This is a genomic window from Streptomyces sp. NPDC057428, assembly GCF_042803195.1.
GTDB lineage: Bacteria > Actinomycetota > Actinomycetes > Streptomycetales > Streptomycetaceae > Streptomyces.
In genome coordinates this window covers 1-15,517 of the sequence record NZ_JBHVCT010000053.1, presented here as the reverse complement: position 1 = coordinate 15,517, position 15,517 = coordinate 1, and the positions used below count along the sequence as shown (strand labels likewise).

The 15,517-nt window shown below is 68.4% G+C and carries 11 protein-coding genes and 1 pseudogene; 7 read left to right on the top strand and 5 right to left on the bottom strand.

Annotated elements, in window-relative coordinates; genetic code table 11:
- Positions 1-1,097: 1,097 nt before the first annotated feature.
- The gene (locus tag ACFU5K_RS20625) at positions 1,098-1,793 is read left to right on the top strand and encodes a lysophospholipid acyltransferase family protein (protein ID WP_384063676.1); all 696 of its coding nucleotides are present in this window, start codon (positions 1,098-1,100) and stop codon (positions 1,791-1,793) included.
- A gap of 270 nt (positions 1,794-2,063) precedes the next feature.
- Here the strand turns inward: ACFU5K_RS20625 and ACFU5K_RS20620 are convergent.
- Together ACFU5K_RS20620 and ACFU5K_RS20615 are read right to left on the bottom strand one after the other, a co-directional pair.
- Positions 2,064-2,629, bottom strand: a pseudogene (locus ACFU5K_RS20620) (alpha/beta fold hydrolase); the annotation flags it as partial.
- 82 nt (positions 2,630-2,711) lie between these two features.
- Positions 2,712-3,152, bottom strand: coding sequence for an ATP-binding protein (locus ACFU5K_RS20615; protein ID WP_384063618.1), 441 nt, complete (start codon positions 3,150-3,152; stop codon positions 2,712-2,714).
- A gap of 392 nt (positions 3,153-3,544) precedes the next feature.
- Between ACFU5K_RS20615 and ACFU5K_RS20610 the strand changes: the two genes are divergently transcribed.
- The 3 genes from ACFU5K_RS20610 to ACFU5K_RS20600 all read left to right on the top strand — a co-directional run bounded on the left by ACFU5K_RS20610 (position 3,545) and on the right by ACFU5K_RS20600 (position 9,179).
- Positions 3,545-4,189 (top strand): hypothetical protein, encoded by a 645-nt coding sequence (locus tag ACFU5K_RS20610; protein WP_384063616.1) that lies wholly within the window; start codon positions 3,545-3,547, stop codon positions 4,187-4,189.
- The gene (locus tag ACFU5K_RS20605) at positions 4,168-4,779 is read left to right on the top strand and encodes a PEP-utilizing enzyme (protein ID WP_384063613.1); all 612 of its coding nucleotides are present in this window, start codon (positions 4,168-4,170) and stop codon (positions 4,777-4,779) included. Before ACFU5K_RS20610 ends, ACFU5K_RS20605 begins: the two co-directional genes overlap by 22 nt.
- Positions 4,780-5,771: 992 nt before the next feature.
- Entirely contained in the window at positions 5,772-9,179 is a 3,408-nt protein-coding gene (locus ACFU5K_RS20600) for a S8 family serine peptidase (protein ID WP_384063610.1), read from the top strand.
- Between the two features lie 149 nt (positions 9,180-9,328).
- Here the strand turns inward: ACFU5K_RS20600 and ACFU5K_RS20595 are convergent, their stop codons facing one another.
- On the bottom strand, positions 9,329-9,622 hold the full coding sequence (locus ACFU5K_RS20595) for a hypothetical protein (protein WP_384063607.1): 294 nt from the start codon (positions 9,620-9,622) through the stop codon (positions 9,329-9,331).
- Between the two features lie 165 nt (positions 9,623-9,787).
- Between ACFU5K_RS20595 and ACFU5K_RS20590 the strand changes: the two genes are divergently transcribed.
- Positions 9,788-10,282 carry an HIT family protein gene (locus tag ACFU5K_RS20590; RefSeq protein ID WP_384063605.1) on the top strand — a complete coding sequence of 165 codons (495 nt, stop codon included), beginning with the start codon at positions 9,788-9,790 and terminating at the stop codon, positions 10,280-10,282.
- Between the two features lie 177 nt (positions 10,283-10,459).
- Positions 10,460-11,695, top strand: a complete 1,236-nt coding sequence (locus ACFU5K_RS20585) for an IS701 family transposase (protein ID WP_384063673.1) — start codon at positions 10,460-10,462, stop codon at positions 11,693-11,695.
- A 24-nt stretch (positions 11,696-11,719) separates the two neighbouring features.
- Here ACFU5K_RS20585 and ACFU5K_RS20580 read toward each other — a convergent pair whose 3' ends face one another.
- A complete protein-coding gene (locus ACFU5K_RS20580) occupies positions 11,720-12,244 on the bottom strand; it encodes an O-acetyl-ADP-ribose deacetylase (RefSeq protein ID WP_384063602.1) in 525 nt (174 codons plus the stop codon).
- 281 nt (positions 12,245-12,525) lie between these two features.
- On the opposite strand from ACFU5K_RS20580, the gene ACFU5K_RS20575 reads away from it, so the two are divergent.
- A complete protein-coding gene (locus ACFU5K_RS20575; protein ID WP_384063599.1) occupies positions 12,526-13,272 on the top strand; it encodes a class I SAM-dependent methyltransferase in 747 nt (248 codons plus the stop codon).
- Positions 13,273-13,318: 46 nt separating this feature from the next.
- Here the strand turns inward: ACFU5K_RS20575 and ACFU5K_RS20570 are convergent, their stop codons facing one another.
- Positions 13,319-15,415: a glycoside hydrolase family 32 protein gene (locus tag ACFU5K_RS20570; protein WP_384063671.1), complete on the bottom strand. Its 2,097-nt coding sequence runs from the start codon at positions 15,413-15,415 to the stop codon at positions 13,319-13,321.
- Positions 15,416-15,517: the final 102 nt, after the last annotated feature.

Genomic DNA, 15,517 nt, shown 5'->3' with positions numbered 1-15,517 from the left:
GCTTCCGTTGCCTTGGATCTCTCACCGGCGAGTCGACCTCATCGCTTCTCCGGGCAGGGCCCCTCGTGTTTCCGCTCCTGGTGGCACGGTAGTGACAAGCCATGAAGGCGATCCGCCCTCGGACTCGGCCACATGTGAACCACAGCCGCGCACCTCGCTGTAGCGGGTGCCGCGGTCCGCGGTCGGTCCCCGGTTTCACACGTATCTTACGGGAGCCAATTCCCGCCGGTCACAACCGCCTCTCGTCGAGGTCGACAGCAGTGCTGAAACAGTGAGGGCGGGTATACCTGGACGTTATTGAGCAAAGTTATTCTTCAGGGCACAAGTTCCACTGTGGTGACGTGCCGCCGGGACGCGGGTGGAGTGGGTGCGGCCCAGAGGGCTGGATGTCCTGCCCGGCCTTGCGCCACGAGCGTGCGAACTGCGGTTTCTTCGCTGTTTCCGTGTTGTCGGCCGTGCGTCGGCACGGGTTTCGCGGGCGTGACAATTCGCCTGTCCGGCCCGAGGAACGTCGGATCCCGCGGTGTGATTCCACGCTTGCCCGACTCACATACGTGACAAGTGAATTATGTGTAGAGATTGACTGCGTCAGGCGCACACGGTACTGCGGTCGCCCGTGTGCCCGCCGGATGGCCGTCCTGTGTACTGTCCGAGCAGTCTGGCCCGAAATCCTGGAGGACCGCGGTCAAGCCTGCTGCTGATCAGGCTGGTTGGGTGCGATGCCAGACGGCTGGCAGTGCCGGACCTTCGCCGGCGGTGGTGGCACCGGGGTGGCGGCAGTCGCCTCACCTTGGCCTCGACGGTCTCAGCCCGACCTCGCGTGAACGCCTTCGCAGTCGATCAATATACTTGATGAAGCAAAAAGTGAAGTGTGTGACTGGACCGGGGCCAGGGCCGTGTGGCGGCTGCCGTGGGACACGTCCCGGCCCTCCGCGGTCGCACCCATGGTGGGGCAGGGCAGACCGATGGGAAGGCGTCGCGATGCCGGGAGTTTCCCCGTGACGGACCGGCGTGTCGCGCCGCAAGGATCAAGGAGGGCAAGGGTGTCCCGTAACACCAACCAGGCCTACACCGTCTGGCTTCGACTGGCGGCCGCCATGGTGAGGCCTGTGCTGTTCCCTCTCGTGTCCCGCCGTTGGCGGGGCTTCGAGCACATTCCTGCGAACGGCGGCTTCATCACCGCTGTCAATCACATCTCGTACATCGACCCGCTCACCTACGGGCACTTCCAGTACAACAGCGGCCGACCGCCCCGACTGCTCGCGAAGGCTTCCCTCTTCTCCATCCCCTTCGTCGGCATGATGCTGCGTAAGACCGGCCAGATCCCGGTGCACCGCGGGACAGCGGATGCGGCGTTCGCGTTGCGCGACGCGGTGGAAGCGGTCAACAAGGGGGACTGTGTGGCGATCTACCCGGAGGGGACCGTCACCCGGGATCCCGGGTTGTGGCCGATGACCGGCAAGACCGGAGCCGCACGGATAGCCCTCATGACCGGTGCGCCCGTCATACCCGTCGCCCAGTGGGGTGCCCACCGCATCGCACCGCCCTACGCCCGCGGCGGGCGCGGTAACCGGCGGCTGAGTCTGGCCCTACGGCGGCGGGTCGACATTGTCGCCGGACGGCCCGTCGACCTCAGCAGATACTCCGGCAAGCCGCTCACGCAAGAGGTGCTGCGAGAGGCGACCGAAGACATCATGGCCGCGATCACCGCGCTTCTCTCGGACATCCGCGGCGAGGAGCCCCCGCCCGGACCGCAGCGCACGCGTCGCTCCGCTTCGGAAAACGCACATTGAGCCGGATGGCTCGCCGGCCGGCTGTGGTTTCTCGGCTCGTGCCCTCGCGCGCGCCGAGGACCCGTGTCCCGGCGGGTCGATCAGGCGGGCACAGCGGCACCGGAGGGTCATACCGTCCGGATCCCGCCGCACTCTGTCGCCGGAAGCCGCCCGGCTGAACCCGGTCCGGCCGACTGCGACTGCTTCTGTGCCGAGGTTCGACGCCCTCAGCGACCGTTCACCACAGTTCCGTCCGATGGCGGGGCGCCGGTGTCCTACGAGGCGCCCCCGCACCTCACACAACCGCAACCCGAACTCGTCCGGTTTGCCCGGGTAGCCGAACTCCCCGTCGAGGAAACCGCCATGATGGCTCGGGAACGTGGTCACCCGCTGGTTCAGGAGTTCGGCGGTCGCGGCCGAGGTGCGCCCGGTCTGCACGCCCGCGGACTCTTCGCCCACAGCGATCTGTGATGAGCGGTGGCTCGTGCGCCACCAGAGTGGTCACGTCACGGGGGTGCCGGGTCACGACTGCGAGCGCGGTGACTGTCCCGCCACTGCTGGCGAACATCTCGACCGGCCCGGTCCGAGCGCCTCGATGACGGCGTGCGCATCCTCGGCCTGGGTCTCCTGCGTGTAGTCGACCCGCCCGTCCTTCCGGGTACTGCGACCGATCCCGCGCGGATCGTAGGTGACGACGGTCCGCTCGGGGAAGCGTGCCGCGAGCGCGGCGAACCCCGTGGCGTCCATCGGCTGCCCGATCATGTGCGACGGCGGACGTCCGCCATCGGTCGGCAACGGCCCCACGGACGTCGTACACGAGGGTTCGCGCCTGCTGTCTCAAGTGTGCAGGTCTCCACACCCATGAAGACACGCCCCGCCCCGGAAACTCATCGGTACCGGACCCTCTCTCCTGAAGCGCTGATCATGTCCGGCCCAGGATCAGCCGATGGCCTCGCCGTGCGAGGGCTTCGGAGCGCCGGTGGGTACGAAGCAGGCGGTGACGGTCTTACCCGTCGCCTGGGCGTGTGTGGCCCATCCGTCGGCGAGTGCATCGACGATCGCAAGACCGCGCCCGCCGGTGGTGGTGAGGTCTTCGGGCCGTTGGGCGGGGGGCAGGGGATCGGAGTCGTGGACACTCACATGCAGACATCGGCTGTCCCAGGTGAGGACCAGTTGGGCATCGCTGTGCGCGTGCACGTGGGCGTTGGTGATCAGCTCGGAGACACTGAGCAGTATCGCGTCCACGCTTTCGGGGGCGTTCTTCGTCCACTCCAGGGACGCCAGGTGATCCTGTGTCCACCGGCGGCCGGCCCGTACTCCCTGCGATACCGGGAACGACTGCGCCCATCCCACCGCGCACAATGAGGTGTCCTTCGTCATCTGCGCCTCCTTATTCGGCTCTCTTCACTCCTCTACCCCCGCATTCGAAGCCCACCGCGCCAGCCATCGAGCCGCGGCCCTGCCGACCTGTCGCTGTCGGGTGAGCGGGGTGAGGCGGCCGCTCTGGCCGTCGAAGGGGGTTCGTGATGGGCGTTCAGCGCGACGAAGTCGGGGGCGGCCACCTGCCGACGCGGACCGGGGGGATCGGCAGCGCTTACTTGCTTGACGCATCAACTAGTCGCTATGCTTGCTCAGTCAATTAAGCGAGGCGGTCAACTGTGGAAGCCCAAGCTGAGATGACGTCGGGCACCGCGGCTCGGACGTCCGTTCACGTGATCGGTGCCCGGCGCGGTGCCGCGCGCAAGGCGCGATTGCCCAGAATACTGCGGCACTTGGCCACGGGAGCGGCGGCCGCCGCCATGCTCCACGCTGCCGTACTGGGAGTCTCCCCCCACGGCGAGCCGTACCCCGACCTAGCCTGGGTGGACTCGGCGGATGTGATGACGTCCCTCTACGTGCTTGTTCCCTGGCCGCTGACCGCAATGGTCCTTCTCTGGCTGGCGAGCCGGCGGCCGGCCCTTTACGCCCGCGCCGCGCTCGCACTGCTGCTCACCAGCGGGAGCGGGCTCGCCTATGCCTGCTGGGTGCCTCTCACGCACCTCCCGGCGCACGAAGGAAGTCTCTTCCGGGAGTACGTGGCGCTGCCGGGTGCACTCACCGGCTGGTACCTGCTGACGGCCCTCGCGATGGCGACCGCGGTCCTCTCGCTCCGCGCGCGTGTGGTCAGTGTGACGGCAGGCCTGGGTGTCGTGGTCACTTCCGCCCTGACTTCAGCCGATCCCGTGCTTGCCGGCTTGTTCGCCGCTGTAGTGCCCCTGCTGGCCTGGTTCGCCGCCGGCCTCTTCGCGGGGCAGCGGGCGCCGGGTCGGCGACCTGCCGATCTCCGGGATCCAGGGGCGCCGATGGTCTCCTTCCGGACCCGCACCCCGGTCCGACTCGCCGCCCGGAGACCCGTGTGGACACGGCAGGCCGGCTGACCGTCACGCACGTCGACGCTTCTGTCGAGGCCGCCCGGATCGTGCGCGCCGCCCGCGGCGAAGGACTGCCGGCCGACCTCGACGAGAGGGTCCCGCGCCCGGAGACCGGTGCGCTGCCCGCCGTGTTCCGTCTCGCCGAGGGCGTCCCGGTCGCCGAGAAACCTTCCGGTCCGTCGACGCCGGGTCAGGGGCAGGGCGCGGGTGGAGGGTTCGGAGTCGGAACGGCCTGGGACGGTCGGGGTGAGCGTCCCGAACACCCGGTGCTGATCGTGGACCACCTGGACCCCGCCCTGGCATCGATGCTGCCGGGCCTGGCCGGGCTCGTGGCGCAGACCGGGAGTCCGCTGTCGCACCTCGCCGTCCTCGCGCGGGAGCACCTGGTGCCCACCGCGGTAGGCGTCGACGAGGCGATCGAACGCTTCCCCGTCGGCACGCTCCTGGCCGTCGACGGCGGCACGGGAGCCGTCACCGAGACGGCGGGCCGGGCGACGCAGAGGCATCGTCACCACCCGTTCATGTGCGGGATCGTCAGAAGTTCCCCGGCTCACCCGCGCGCACGGCTCGCACCAGATCGTTGTGCCGGCGGCTGAGGAACTTCGCCGCCGCGCACGGTCTCCCCTGAGTACGGCAGGGCTTGCAGACGGCGCGATGCGCCTCGAGCGACTCACGGGCACGTTCTATGAGTTCGGACTCCGAGTACATACAGTCACTTCTCCTTCTGCGGTGACCCGCGGGTGGATGCATGCGACTCCCGACGCCGGAAGCAGGCGGGTACCTCACAGGGAGCGAGGGGGAGGTATGTGGCGCGTGAGTGCACGCCGGCTGACACATCCGCGCAGTGCACTGAAGCGATGTGTTCCGTCTGCACACATGATCAGTCATCGTGTGGGTTTCGTGCAACGTCGGTGTGCGCCTTTGGCGCGGCGCCCGCAGCGGGTCCACCACACCTCGTCCTCGGTATGCTCCGGCCCCACGGCGCGAGCAGCCGGGGTCGAGCGTGATCGCAACCAGCAGCCGGGTGCATCGAGCGCCCGCCACCTCGGGCCCTCGCCCCGCCTTGCGCTTCGAGCGGCGAGAGCCGGGCTGAAGCGCAGCCCACCCGGAGGGCGCCGAGGAAGTCGCTCCCGCCGGTGTGGACGGCTCGGAGGAAGCGCTCTGCGGCACGCCCTCACTCACCTCTGCGGTGCCCGACAAGGCGGCTATCGCCTCCATTTCCGTCAATGCCTGGCCGCCCGCATCTACGCACACGAGCCGCCGCCCTTCGCAAGGCGCGCATCGAAGTTGAGGTTGCGTGTCCGGTGGTCTCCAAAATATCCGTCTTTCAGTGCATCTCTCCAGCTTCGTTATTTTTCAGGTGCTAATAAATTTCTAACTGAAACGTACTTTGCTATGCAACTTTTCGGCCAAGTGTGATTTTCTCGCCCTTGTGACCAACGACTCGGCCGGCAGCCCGAGCTGATGGGGAGTCCATACCCCCGTCAGAGGGCTGCCGCAACCGCGTCCAGGGTGTCCGGAAACCGCCGGTGCCCCCCTTGTCCGCCGCCTGTTCACCGGTCTCCAGGCGGCCAGAGGATTTTCATACATGCGTATACGAGCGAGATGGGCCCTGCTGCCCGCGCTGGCCGGCCTTGTCGCGGGCGTCGTGCCCGGCGCCGCGGAGGCGTCCCAGAGCCTCTCTCCGGCCGTCGCCGGCCCGAGCTCTTCCGCCCCGGAGACCAAGGCCGTGCACACCCTCACGCTGATCACCGGTGACAAGGTCACCGTGACCCGTGGGTCCAGCGGCGTCCCCGCGGTGAGCGTGGAGCGCGGTCCTGGCCGCACCCATGTCCGCTTCCAGATGTCGCACCAGTGGCACGGGGCCGACCATCACATCTCGGTGGTCCCTTCCGACGCCCAGGCCCTGCTGACCGCCGGGCGACTCGATCCTCGCCTGTTCGACGTCACCGAGCAGATCGACGCCGGCTATGACGATGCCTCGGACGAATCGCTGCCGCTTCTCTACTCCAGCCGCGGCGGCGAGTCCGCCACCGCCCGCGCCGCGATCCAGCGGCACGGAACAAGGATCACCAGCACCCTGGAGGCCCTGGACGGTGGCAGCTTCGCCCCCGCCAAGCGGGACGCCGCCTCGTTCTGGAAGTTCGTCACAGGAGCGCAGGGACTGCGGGGCCCGCTGAACAAGGTGTGGCTCAACGGTCGCAGCCGAGTCGCCCTCGCGGAGAGCACCGGCATCGTCGGTGCGCCCAAGGTCTGGGACAGCGTCGATTCCACCGGTGCTCACATCACCGGCAAGGGTGTCACGGTCGCGGACCTCGACACCGGATACGACCCCACTCACCCGGACCTCGCGGGCAAGACCGCCGCCGGCCAGGCCAAGGACTTCACCGGTTCCGGATCGGCGGCTGACGGGCACGGCCACGGCACCCACACCGCCTCCATCATCGCCGGCACCGGTGCCGCCTCGGCGGGCAAGTACAAGGGCGTCGCCCCCGACGCCCATCTGCTGGTCGGCAAGGTATGCACCGACGACGGCTTCTGCGCCGACGACGCAGTCATCAACGGCATGACCTGGGCGGCGGAGACCGGCGCCAAAGCGGTCAACCTCAGTCTGGGCTCAGCCCCCTATGCCCAGACGGACCCGCTCACCGAAGCGGTCGACCGGCTGACCGCCGACCACGGCACCCTGTTCGTGATCGCGGCCGGCAACGAGGGAGCGCCGGCAGCCGACTACTTCGGGGGCACGGTCGGCAGCCCGGGCATCGCCGACTCCGCACTCACCGTGGGCAGTTCCACGAAGCAGGACGCACTCAGCGACTTCTCGAGCCGGGGCCCGCGGATCGGCGACTTCGCGGTCAAGCCGGACGTCGTCGCCCCCGGACAGGACATCACCGCGGCCCGTGCCGCGGGCACCACCATGGGCGACCCGGCCGGCCCCTCGTACATCACCGCTTCCGGCACCTCCATGGCCACCCCGCACGTGACCGGGGCCGTGGCGCTGCTCGCGCAGCAGCACCCGGCCTGGAAGGCGGCCGACTTCAAGGCCGCTCTCACCAGCGCCGCCAAGGGACTCCCCGGGCTGACCGCCTACGACCAGGGCAGCGGCCGACTCGACGTCGCCCGCGCCGCCACGCAGCACGTGCGTGCCACCTCCGGCAGCGTCAGCCTCGGCAAGGCCGCCTGGCCGCACCAGGACGTCACCAGAACCGGCACGGTCACGTACACCAACGACGGTGGAACCGACGTCACGCTCCACCTCTCCGTCGACGCGTACGGACCGCGGGGGCAAGCCGCCCCGGCCGGCGCGTTCGCCTTGTCGGCCGACACCCTGACCGTCCCGGCCGGCGGCACCGCGTCCGCCACCCTCACGGCTGCCGTCGACGACAGGATGACGGGCGCGTACGGCGGTTCGATCGTGGCCGCCACCCACGACGGCACCACCACGGTGCGAGATGCCTTCGGCATCTACGCGGAGCCGCTCACCCACGGCCTGTCGTTCACCGTCCTCGGCCTCGACGGCAAGCCCGTCGGCGCGGACACCACCGTCTCCGCCTTCGATACCCGCACCGGCCTGCAGTACGGCGTCGCCACCGACGCCGACGGCAAGGCATCGATGCAGTTGCCGGAGAGCGAGTACGACATCTCGGCGAACAAGTTCGACCCCGTGGCCCATACCTCGGTCCTCTTCTCCCAGCCAGGCGTCCGCCTCGCCGCCGACACCTCGCTCAGCCTCGACGGCAGCACGGCCAAGGAGGTCGGCCTCACGGTGGACAAGGGCCAGGCCAGGAACGAGGGAATCTTCGCCACTACGACGTCCATCAGCGCGGACGGGCGCTACGGCACCCAGAAGTTGGTCCTGGGCTTCCCCGGCGACCGCATCTACGCCACGCCGACCGAGAAGGTCACCAGCCACCCGTTCTGGTTCCTCGCCACCCAGCGCTGGAGCGGCACGGTCCCCAAGACCGCCACGAAGCCCGCTTGGAGCTACACCTACAACCTCGCCGTCAACACGAAGAGCAGCATTCCCGCCATCCTCACCCGCAGGATCCACGACGCGGCACTCGGCCGGGTCGAGGAATCCTACGCGGGCCAGGGCGGCAAGCCGCTCGGCGTCCGGATCGACTCCCCGATCCCGTCGTACGGCGCCGTCACCTTCGGGGACGGCAATGTGATTCCGGTGCCGGGCAAGGAGACCCGGTACTACACCGACGACGCGGCGATCGTCTGGGACCGCTCGCTCGGCATGCGGGCCCAGGGCACCGCGGGCTTCGACGAAGTCCAGTTCGCGGGCGCCACACGCTTGCGGCCCGGAGGGCTCTACACCCGCCGCTGGAACCAGGCCCCCCTGCGCGCCCGGACAGTGGACGCCTCGCGCCTCGAGGACACACTGTTCCTCACACCCGGACTGTTCTCCTCGGCAGCCGAGAACACGCCCACCCACTCGGGCGAGGCCAGGGGCACCACCGGCTCCTCGACCCTGTACCGCGACGGCGTGAAGACCGCGTCCGTGGACACCCTGGGCCGCTTGCAGGCGGCAGTCCCGTACGAGAAGGCCACATACACACTGACGTCGGCCGGTACGCGCAAGGTCGGCTGGTCCACCCTTGGCAGCAAGGCATCGGCGACCTGGACCTTCGTCTCCGGGCGCCCGTCGGGTTCCGCTCCGACGCAGCTGCCGCTGATCAACGTACGGCTCAACGGGCCCGTCGCCACCACCGGCGCCATCGACGGAGGACGTACGTACCGCTTCACCGTGGCGGCTGAGCGAGGCGCCGCCAAGGCGGTCACCACCTCGCTGGGCGTCAAGGTGTCCTTCGACGACGGCAGGACCTGGAAGACCGCCAAGGTCAGGCACTGGGGCGACGTCGGCATCGTGGCCCTCCACATGCCCGCGGCCGGCGGATACGCCTCCATCCGTCTCACCGCCGCTGACACGGCAGGCACCAAGGTCGACCAGACGGTCATCCGCTCCTTCCAGGTGACCCGGAAGCACTGAGGGCGGCCGCACGGGATTGCGGGGCTGAACTGATTCGAGAACGACCCCGAGTACGAACACCTGAAGGGGACCATTCCCGCCCTGCGGGGATGGTCCTCCGGCCGTACGCGCTTTCCGGCGTCGGCACGAGCAACTGACGGTTACTTCCCTCAGATCAGTCGCCCAGGATGCCCATGCTTCGGCCTCGGGAGGGCAGCGTGTTCCCACAACGGCAGGCCCAGCGTCAGCAGACGGCGTCCGCGTACACGACAGGTCCTCACACCCGCATTCGCGGCGACATCGACCGCGATCACATCCACACCGCGGGCACCCGCCACCCCGGCGATCTCGTCGATCAGGCCGAACAGCGCGGGTGCGTCGGCACGGCGTAGCACCGGTTCGTCCCCGGGCAGCCGCGGCCTGGGGGTCCACGCGAGGAACAGCAGGATCAGCCGAAGCAGCACGCCGAAACCTCCATCACCGACCGGGGAGACTCTCTCCTAATACTCCAGTTGTAGATCCCGATCTTGAGTCGATGGCTCTCTTTGCGCCGGTGCAGGTAGTAGGTCTGAGGCAGACTGGTGTACCCCCTACGGAAAGGTGCGCAGGTGTCAACGGATCGACAGCCGATGGATCTTGAGAAGTACGTGGAGCGGACCCGAAGCGGCCCCTGCTTCGTCTGTGCGTTCCTGGCTGGTAACCCGGACTATGCGCATGCAACGGTCTTTGAGGATGCCGATCACGTGGCGTTCCTGGACAGGTGGCCCACGGTGCCGGGCAAGGTCCTGGTCGCGCCAAGGGCGCACGTCGAGCACGTCGTGCGCGACCTGGATGAGGCGGCTTACAGCCGGCTCATGCTGTTCGTCCGGGAGATCGCCCTCGCCGTCGAGGCGGTCTGCGGGCCGGAGCGCACGTACCTGTACTCGCTCGGCAGCCAGCACGGCAATGCGCATCTGCACTGGCACATCGCCGCCCTGCCGCCCGGCGTTCCCTATCGTGAGCAGCAGTTCCACGCCTTGATGACGGAGAACGGGGTCCTGACGCTGTCGCCGGAGCAGGCGGCCTCGATGGCTGCGCGTCTGTATGAGGCGGTTATCGCGCGGGGTGTGCTCAAGCCGGGATGACCGGCGGCGTCCGGCTGTTTCCAGTCGGCCGCACAGCTGACGGTCTTGTTGGTCGGGACCGGTCGGCACATGGATACGGCCACCGTTGATCATCAGCGTGTGAAGACAAACGATCATGCGGTGGCCGCAGGTCACGGCGTAGACGCTGCCCGCTGGCAGGAGACGTTCGAGGGCCTGATGGGCCGCATCGCGGGCCGGTTCGCCCGCATCGAACCCCGGCGTCGGGTCCGGAGTCTGATACTCGGGCTGCTGTCGGACCTGCCGCGCAAGAACTGCTGGACCATCGCCGAATGGGCTGACGAGAAGACACCGGTCGGCATGCAGCACCTGCTGGGGCGGGCAAAGTGGGATGCGGACCAGGTCCGCGACGACGTGCGCGACTACGTCGTCGAGCACCTGCACGACGACCAGGCGGTCCTGGTGGTCGACGAGACCGGCGACGTGAAGAAGGGCACCGCCACGGTCGGCGTCCAGCGCCAATACACCGGAACTGCGGGCCGGATCGAGAACGCCCAAGTCGCCGTCTACTTGGTCTACGCCGGTCAGCGCGGGCACGCCGCCGTGGACCGGGAACTGTACGTCCCGCGCTCCTGGACCGCCGACCCCGACCGCCGCCGCGCCGCTGGTCTGGACCAGGAGAACGCCTTCGCCACCGAGCCGGAACTGGCTGCCCGCATGGTGACCCGGTTCCTGGACGCCGGCCACCGCGCTGCCTGGGTCGCGGGCGACGAGGTCTACGGCGGCAACCCGACGCTACGAAGCACCCTGGAGACACGAGGCACCGGCTACGTCCTGGCGGTGGCCCGCTCTCACGAAGTCACCACCAGCGCAGGGAAGTTCCGCGGGGACACGCTGGTCAAGAAGCTGCCCAGGCGGGCCTGGCAAAAGCTCTCCGCCGGGGCCGGAGCAAAGGGCCACCGCTCCTACGACTGGGCCGTCATCGACCTCACCGACCCCCGGCCCGGTACTCATCAACTGCTGATCCGCCGCAACCGCAGCACCGGCGAACTGGCCTACTACCGCTGCTTCTCACCCGGACAGGTCCCGCTGGCCACGCTGGCGCGAGTGGCCGGATCGAGATGGCGGGTCGAGGAGTTCTTCCAGGCCGGCAAGGGCCTGGCCGCCCTGGACCAGCACCAGGTCCGCCGCTACCCGTCCTGGTCGCGCTGGGTCACCCTCGCCATGCTCGCGCACGCCTTCCTGGCTGTCGTCCGCGCGGATGAACACACCCGCGCCCCCACACCAGACGGACTCATACCACTCACCTGCAACGAGATCCGGCGCCTATTCATCGCACTCGTCGTCCGACCGGTCCTCGACCCTGCCCACCTGCTCGGCTGGTCCCTGTGGCGACGTCGCCATCAGGCGCAGTCCCAGGCCAGCCACTACCGACGACAAGCCGCCCAGGAATGAAGATCAGCATCTACAACTGGAGTATTAGGCGGTCAGTGCCTCGTTGAAGCGGGTATACGCCTCCTCGTCGAACAGCACGAACCGGACTTCGGTGATCGGAGGGAGCGCTGTCTCACGGACCGTGCGTACAGCGATCCGGGCCCCGTCGTCGAGTGGCCAGCCGTAGATGCCTGTCGAGATCGCCGGAAAGGCAACTGTCCGGGCGCCCAGTTCCGATGCGGCCCGCAGGGACTCCCGGTAGCAGGAGGCCAGCAACTCGGAGCGGTCCTCCGTGCGGGACCAGACAGGGCCCACCGTGTGGACGACGTGCTCCGCGTGCAGCCGACCGGCCGTGGTCGCCACCGCCTGCCCGGTTGGTAGTCCTTTTCCGTAGTGCGAGGCCCGCAGGGCCCGGCAGGCCGCAAGGATCTCGGGCCCACCGTGCCGGTGGATCGCGCCGTCGACTCCACCGCCGCCAAGAAGGGAGGAGTTGGCGGCGGTGACCAGGACGTCGGCGTGCTGCTCGGTGATGTCCCCGCGCACGAGGGTGATCGTCGGTTGCGTGTTCATACGGCGATCCTGCCCCTGCCGACGCCATCCGAGGAGTCCTGGATGGCCTGGTTCACCTGGCTGAGCCTGTGCTCCCTCCTTCGGTGAACTGGTGACCGTCGCGTGCGAAGCCGAGACCGCGACGCGTCGCGCGGGCTTCGCCGACGGCCACCGCACCCAGCTCGACGACGCGTGAAGCGAGTCCGGGCCGTGCCGAAGCCTTACGTCCGCGGGGGTCGAATGCGCGAGTCCACCGCGAAGTTCGGCGTACAGCACCACTCCCAGTACTCAACAATGGCCGTATGAACGCAACTTCGCAGGCACTTTCGTTCGACAAAGCAGCGGCCAGCTACGCTGCGAACCGTCCCTCGTACCCGACCGAGCTGTTCGACACCATCGAGGAACTCACCGACTGCCGTTTGGAGGGCGCTCGTGTCGCCGACGTCGGGGCCGGAACCGGACTGGCGACAAGGCTTCTTCGAGCACGCGGCGCGAACGTCATCGCGGTCGAGCCCGGGCCCGGAATGGCCCTCCAGTTCCGTCTGGGCCTGCCCGAAGTTCCCCTTGTCATCGGGGACGGCAACAATTTGCCGCTGGCCTCCGCCTCCTTCGACGTCCTCACCTATGCCCAAGCCTGGCACTGGACCGATCAGCGCAAGTCCGTTCCGGAAGCTCGCCGAGTCCTGCGCGCCGGTGGTGCACTTGCCCTCTGGTGGAACGACTCCGACAGCACCGTTCCTTGGATTGCCGACCAGGATGCCCGCCTGCGCCGACTTTTCGGGACCGGCGACAGCCCTTACGATCCATCGGCCCGGTTCCGCGGACTGCCGTCCGAGCTCGGCTTCCTCCACCGACACCTGCCGTGGACCCGCAGTGTTCCCCTCGACATGCACCTCGCCAACCTTGCCAGCTACTCCGACTTCCTCATCCTCGGCGAGAAGGCGACGGTCACCTTCCTCGCGAAGGAGCGCGACCTCCTGTCCGAGGTCTTCCCGAATCAGGTGGTCGAGGAGCGATACGTGGTCAGTCTGGCTGCCGCCACCCTGTGACACCACCAGGCGGGCCCGAACGCCGGTCCCCTGAGGCCCCCGCCCGTCAACTCACCTCTAGGTTCTGCGCAACGGTGTTCGCCGCGAAGCCGTTCACTCCGAACAGCCCGTCGGCGTATGCGGTGTCTGTCGCGTCGATGACCGGATCGGAGCCTTCCCCCAGCCAGACGCGGAGTCGTGAGCCATCGGTGCGTACCTTCAGGTGATAGGTGCGGCCTTCGATGATCGACGTGGTGTACGAGGCGATGTCCCGGCCCGGGCGCCAGAGTTTGACGGTGCCGCTGGTGTCGACGTTCGCCGTGTAGCCGACCCCGTCGGGGCCTGCCCGGAAGGTCAGGCCGGTCGCGGTGCCATTGGTCACCGACAGATCTCCCTCGTAGGTGAAGTCGCCGCCCGAGCGGTCGCTGAGGTAGAAGCCGTCCTGCGCGGAGTTCCCCCGCAGTCCGGCCGGGGTGACCGTCCACGTGCCCCCGCGCGCGGCCCACCGCCCGGCGGGGAACGCGGTGAAACCGCCGGTGCCGATGTTGAGGTTCTGCACAGTCGCCGTTCCGTCGTAGGCGTTCACTCCGAACAGCCCGCCCGTGTACACCGTGTCGCTCGCGTCGATGACCGGCTCACTGCCGTTGTCGAGCCACACCCGAATGCGTGCGCCGTTCGTCTGCACCTTGAGGTGGTGGGCCTGGCCGGCGGTGATGGGTGTGGAATGAGCCGCGATGTCCTTGCCCGGACGCCAGAGTTTGACGGTGCCGCTGGTGTCGATGTTCGCCGTGTAGCCGACGCCCGAGGCGTTGGCCCGGAAGGTCAGGCCCGCGGCGCGTGCGCTGTCCAGGGTGATGTCCCCCTGGTAGACGGCGTCCCTACCGCTGCTCGCGCTGATGTAGAAGCCGTCGCCGCTGGTCGAAACGCGCTTCCCGCCGTTCACGTCGCTCCACGAGCCTCCGGCCGAATGCCACGGCCCCTCGAGGTTGCCGGCCAAGGTTGACTGGGACGTTCCCCAACTGGTGTTGAGCCGGGTGAAGGTCGCGCTGTCCAGCTTCGCCTTGCCGCCGTCCGCGAACAGCCGGATGCCCTGGCTGTTCGCGGCGGAGTCGAAGTCGACGTTGTCCGAGAGCGAGTATCTCCCGCCGTCAGCGAAGATCTCCAACTGGCCCCGGTCGACGAGCAGCCGCAGTTCCACCTTGCCGATCCTCGGCTTGAGCGACTTGCCCTGGAGGGTCTGCGCGGCGGTGTCATAGACCACGCTGCGGTCTGCGGAGCCGTCCGACCTGGCGTGCAAGTCGAACCCGAACCGGGTGGCACTCGCGTCCTTGACGTCGAACTGTGCGGTGATCTCGTAGGTGTCGGCCTTGACTCCCGCGAACAGGTTCTCACCTCTGGCGGCGTCGACCGTCTGGTTCTTCCATGTCTTGGTCTCCGAGGCCAGCGAGGCGAGTTCGGCCACCGGTGTACGGGTTATCCGTGGGCCGTCCGGGGTGGTGACGAGATCGAGCGACGCCGGAAAGCTCGCGTTGCCGGTCCAGGTACTGCCGCGGTTGCCGCCCTGCCAGGCCATCTGTACGGTACGGCCGTCGGGTGTGTTGGTGAAGGTCTGTGCTGCATAGAAGGTGCCGCCGGCGTGCGTCGTGCCCAGGTCCATCTGCTGCGGACCGGTCCAGTCGGTGCGGAACGCTGTGCCGTCGAAGGAGCCGACGACGTACTGGCTGGAGGCAGAGGTCAGTACCCACCGCTGCTGACCGGTCCTGCCGTCCAGCGGGAGCGGGAACATGTCCGGGCACTCGAAGAGCCAGGGGGCCGAGTAGCGGCTGGCGAACGTCCAGTCCAGGAGGTTCTTCGAGGTGTAGACGTTCACTCCGTTGCCACCTTGGTCGGACCAGGCGACCATGGCCCATCGCCGGCGCGCCGTATCCCAGAACACCTTCGGGTCGCGGCTCTCGTTCGGGATCTCGATCTGCTTACGTCCCTTGTCGTAAGCCTGGAAGGTCTGGCCGTTGTCGTTGCTGTAGTAGACGCTGACGCCGTTGGTGTTGGCGAACACCACGATCGGGTCGAGGGCGCCCGTCTTCAGACCGGAGGTGTTGTCCCTGTCGACGACCCCTCCGCCCGAGAACAGTGTGCCGGGGTGCACGCCCGGCTCGAGGGCGATCGGCTTCGGGTGCGGATCCTTCTGGGGGAAGGTCGTTGATCAGGCGCCGAGTTGGTAGTCCCGCTGGTCGGGGTAGGTGCGCTGGTGCTCGCGGGTGTGGTG

Bases quoted from the DNA above. Each gene is read 5' to 3' on its own strand.
- ACFU5K_RS20625 (WP_384063676.1), top strand. From the start codon at position 1,098: ATGGTGAGGCCTGTGCTGTTCCCTCTCGTGTCCCGCCGTTGGCGGGGC.
- ACFU5K_RS20615 (WP_384063618.1), bottom strand. From the start codon at position 3,152: ATGACGAAGGACACCTCATTGTGCGCGGTGGGATGGGCGCAGTCGTTC.
- ACFU5K_RS20600 (WP_384063610.1), top strand. From the start codon at position 5,772: ATGCGTATACGAGCGAGATGGGCCCTGCTGCCCGCGCTGGCCGGCCTT.
- ACFU5K_RS20590 (WP_384063605.1), top strand. From the start codon at position 9,788: ATGGATCTTGAGAAGTACGTGGAGCGGACCCGAAGCGGCCCCTGCTTC.
- ACFU5K_RS20585 (WP_384063673.1), top strand. From the start codon at position 10,460: ATGGGCCGCATCGCGGGCCGGTTCGCCCGCATCGAACCCCGGCGTCGG.
- ACFU5K_RS20580 (WP_384063602.1), bottom strand. From the start codon at position 12,244: ATGAACACGCAACCGACGATCACCCTCGTGCGCGGGGACATCACCGAG.
- ACFU5K_RS20575 (WP_384063599.1), top strand. From the start codon at position 12,526: ATGAACGCAACTTCGCAGGCACTTTCGTTCGACAAAGCAGCGGCCAGC.